This window comes from Vibrio sp. YT-17, from assembly GCF_033337375.1.
Lineage (GTDB): Bacteria > Pseudomonadota > Gammaproteobacteria > Enterobacterales > Vibrionaceae > Vibrio > Vibrio alginolyticus.
This window is the reverse complement of the sequence record NZ_JAWOQP010000135.1, coordinates 1-1,205: the sequence shown is the minus strand read 5'-3', so window position 1 is coordinate 1,205 and position 1,205 is coordinate 1. Positions and strand designations below refer to the sequence as shown.

Here is a 1,205-nt window from a genome sequence, read left to right as displayed (position 1 = left end):
TACGACATGACCGATACTGCCTGTCGCACAAGCTAGGTCGAGAGCCAAGCCTTGCTCGATGGGAAAGGTTTTTAACTTCCCAGAAATCCAACGTGGGCCGACGTAATGGCTGTCATCCACCAACTTTTGATAGCGCTCCGACACATCATCATACATTTTTGCTACGTTCATCGTTTCCTCCTTGATAACCAGAACGATGTTCGAATGTAACACGCAATACGCACCTAAGCACTTATTAAATGGCTAATTTTTTATGAAACGTAACCGGCTGGTTATTCAGCGCTAACCAGTAGAAATAGATGAAATTTTGAAAAGTATTAGCCCGTAATTCCGATGAGATTTTTAAGTGCATAAAGAGAAAATATGTCCTGATAATCTGTCTTAGATTATTCAGCTAATCTTATTTCCATCATTCTATTCGCTGTATATAAAAACAATATTTAAATTAACATAACAAACCTATCGCTTATTATTTTTCATTTAAATAATGATTCTTATTGTTAATATCACTCTATAATTAAAGTGCTCAAATTCTCATGTTGTATTAACTTGAGGTTTAATTTATGAAACTAACTCCTTATTTAACTGCTGTTGTTTCGGTCAGCTGCGCTTTTGGCGCAATCGCAGCCGATGATTCAAAAGCACTTTTAGAAGATGCACTGAGTGCAGCGCCACCGACTATTCGCGATAAAGTAACGGTGATGGACTGGAATAATAGTGTTCTGCAAGAAGGTTCTAGCCAATACACTTGCTTCCCAACTCCACCTCAATTGGAAGGCATTGCTCCAATGTGTATGGATGGTCCTTGGATGGAATGGGCAGACGCTTGGATGAACAAAAAACCTTTCCAAGCCAAAGCATTAGGCATTTCTTACATGTTAGCGGGTGATGGCGGTGCCAGTAACACCGACCCATTTGCAGAAGGGATGACGGACGATAATCAATGGATTGTGGAAGGACCACACTTGATGATTATTACCCCAGACCAAGCGTTGCTGGACTCTCTACCAACCGACCCAAGTTATGGTGGCCCATACGTGATGTGGAAAGGCACGCCATACGCACACATTATGATTCCCGTTGGAGCGAGAAAATAAAAAGAAAAAATCCGATATTCAGTATTTTGAATATCGGATTTTTATTTCATTATCGAGCCAACCAAATTCTCGCCAATATTCCTATCGGCGTTGTGATGCCTGTCGTAA

The 1,205-nt window shown here is 40.6% G+C and carries 1 protein-coding gene and 1 pseudogene; one reads left to right on the top strand and one right to left on the bottom strand.

Translation table 11 applies throughout. The features are described 5' to 3' along the window. Positions 1-171, bottom strand: a pseudogene (locus R7F67_RS24450) (class I SAM-dependent methyltransferase); the annotation flags it as partial. A 392-nt stretch (positions 172-563) separates the two neighbouring features. Here R7F67_RS24450 and R7F67_RS24445 point away from each other — a divergent pair. Continuing rightward, positions 564-1,097 carry a hypothetical protein gene (locus R7F67_RS24445; RefSeq protein ID WP_318057493.1) on the top strand — a complete coding sequence of 178 codons (534 nt, stop codon included), beginning with the start codon at positions 564-566 and terminating at the stop codon, positions 1,095-1,097. Positions 1,098-1,205: the final 108 nt, after the last annotated feature.

Bases quoted from the DNA above. Each gene is read 5' to 3' on its own strand.
- R7F67_RS24445 (WP_318057493.1), top strand. From the start codon at position 564: ATGAAACTAACTCCTTATTTAACTGCTGTTGTTTCGGTCAGCTGCGCT.